At 74.1% G+C, this 2,375-nt stretch carries 2 protein-coding genes and 1 pseudogene; 2 read left to right on the forward strand and 1 reads right to left on the reverse strand.

Annotated features, from left to right (window positions below):
- Window positions 1-211, forward strand: a pseudogene (locus tag ACIQOV_RS37725) (serine hydrolase); the annotation flags it as partial.
- Window positions 212-252: 41 nt separating this feature from the next.
- Here ACIQOV_RS37725 and ACIQOV_RS37730 read toward each other — a convergent pair.
- Window positions 253-1,299 (reverse strand): alcohol dehydrogenase catalytic domain-containing protein, encoded by a 1,047-nt coding sequence (locus ACIQOV_RS37730; protein WP_401055296.1) that lies wholly within the window; start codon window positions 1,297-1,299, stop codon window positions 253-255.
- Between the two features lie 277 nt (window positions 1,300-1,576).
- Here ACIQOV_RS37730 and ACIQOV_RS37735 point away from each other — a divergent pair, with 277 nt between their 5' ends.
- Window positions 1,577-2,104 (forward strand): DUF6879 family protein, encoded by a 528-nt coding sequence (locus ACIQOV_RS37735; protein WP_401055297.1) that lies wholly within the window; start codon window positions 1,577-1,579, stop codon window positions 2,102-2,104.
- Window positions 2,105-2,375 lie beyond the last annotated feature (271 nt).

Raw genomic sequence — 2,375 nt, forward strand, 5'->3', positions numbered from 1 at the left:
GCTGGCCCGCTTCGACACCCCGTGCGGGGTGTTCTGGGGCCACAGCGGAGACCTCCCCGGCTACTCGACGATGGCCGCCGGCACGGCCGACGGCCGACGTCAACTCGCGCTCTCCCACAACCCGTTCGACCGCTCCGACCCGCGCGCCGCCAAGACCGCCGTCACGGCCTTCCTCACCACGGCCGCCTGCGGGACCGCCCCCGGGCAGTGATCAGCGGCCGGGCGCGGCAACCAGGGTGCGGCGGCCGGGGATCAACGCCCGGTGGTGACGACCATGCGGAAGCGGGCCCGGCCGCCGGCCATCCTGGCCACCGCGGCCGCGGTCTCCTCCAGAGGCACCTCCTCGATCCACGCCCGCACGCCGGTGCGGGCGGCGAAACGCAGGGTGTCCTCGGTGTCGACGGCCGTGCCCGAGGAGTGGCCGTAGACCCTCCGGTCCCCGGTGATCAGCTGCAGCGGGCTGATCGCGAGGGCGTCGGCGGAGACGCCGACGACGACGAGCTCGCCGCGCCGACCGAGCCCGTCGACGACGGCGGACATGGCGTCGGCGTTGGTGACCGTGGACAGGACCACCTTCGCGCCGCCGAGCGACCGCAGGGCCCCGGCGACGTCGCCGGCGGTGCTGTCGATGTAGTGCTCGGCGCCGAGCTCGTGCGCCAGCGGCTGCTTCTCCGCACCGCGGGCGATGGCCACCGTACGGAAACCCATCGCGCGGGCGAACTGCACCCCCAGATGGCCGAGCCCGCCCAGGCCCAGGACCGCGACCGTGTCCCCGGGTCCGGCGGCGGAGCGGCGCAGGGCGTTGAAGACGGTGATCCCGGCGCAGGCCAGCGGGGCCGCCTCGGCGGCGGTCAGCCCGTCGGGGATCGCGGCCAGGGCCATGGCCGGGACGACGACACTGTCGGCGTATCCGCCGGGGTAGGCCGCCCCGGGGACCTGCAGCTCGGGACAGTGGATTCCGTCACCCGAACGGCAGGCGTCACAACGGCCGCAGCTGCCGCCGTACCAGCCGACGGCGACCCGGTCACCGACCTTCCAGCCCTCCACCCCCTCGCCGAGGGCGTCGATGCGGCCCGCGATCTCATGACCGGGGGTGACTGGGAACGTCGTGCCCGGCAGGGCGCCACCGGCGATCAGGAGGTCGGAGTGGCAGACGCCGCACGCCTCGACGGCGACGCGCACCGCCCCGCGCCCCGGCTCGCGGACCGGCACCTCGGACAGTTGGGGCGCCGCCCCCGGGGCGGCGACCAGCACGGCGCGCTGCAGGCCGTCGGAGGAGGTGGACGAGGTGGCAGCCATGGTGGAGAACCCTTCCGTACGGAGTCGAAGGTCGAAGGCCGAAGGCCGGACGTCGGAGGCCGGAGGCCAAAGGCAGGCGGCGGGCGTCAGGCGTCACCCGCCCCGGCACTCCCACCAGCTTCGCCCCTCCGCCGCCGTTTGTCCGCGCACGCCCGCCGCGCCGACTCCCCGGCCCGGCGGGCGTCATCGGGCGAAAGGCCGCACCGTCGGTGCCCCGGCGGCGAGAATGTGGTCCGCGTCCCGCTGGGAACGGTCCCGACCCCGAGGAAGGCTTGTGATGACGCAGAGCGCACCCGACTTCGCCGAGCTGCTGAGGGGCGCCACGCGCTCCGCCGCGCACCTGGAGATGCGCGACACCTACTCGGTCGGCGAGGAGGTCGAGCCCTTCGACCGCTTCAGGAGGACCGGCGAGGTGGACAACGACCCGAACACATCGTTCTGGCCGACGTGGATCCCCCTGGTGGAGGATGCGGTCGCCCGGGGTGTCGTCCTGCGCCGCGCCCGGATCGTCTCGGAGCCGGTGACCGACTACATCAGGTACGAGCACGCCGTCACCCCCGTCAACCTCGCGGCCGGCGAACAGGTCCGGTGGCTTCCCCGGAGCCGGGCATCGACCATCGCCCTCCCGGGCAACGACTTCTGGCTGATCGACCGGCGGCTGGTGCTCTTCCACTGGTTCACGGGCGACGGCGACTGGGCGGGCCACGCCTTCACGGAGGACCGGGCCGCCGTGGACCTCTGCTCCGCGGCCTTCGAGGCCGTCTGGGCGGCGGGCATCCCCCACGAAAAGTTCACCGTCGAGTAGTCCACCGTCGAGTGGTTCACCATCGAGAGGTTCACCGTCCGCCGCCACGAGCACCGGACGCCTGCCGCGCCTCTCTCCGAGGCGCGGCAGGCGAGGTGCGCGGTTCTCAGTGCCGGTGGTGGTTGTCGGGTTGGGCGGGGTCGCCGGGGTGTTCCAGGCCTTCGACCAGGGTGAGGCGGTGGGCGCGTGCGTGGTCGAGCCAGCGGACGAAGGCGGCTCAAGCGGGGACGGGAGGTGCGGCGCGCTGCCGGACGGTGCCTCGGGAACGCGG

This window comes from Kitasatospora sp. NPDC091257 (assembly GCF_044757675.1).
Classification (GTDB): domain Bacteria; phylum Actinomycetota; class Actinomycetes; order Streptomycetales; family Streptomycetaceae; genus Kitasatospora; species Kitasatospora lactacystinica.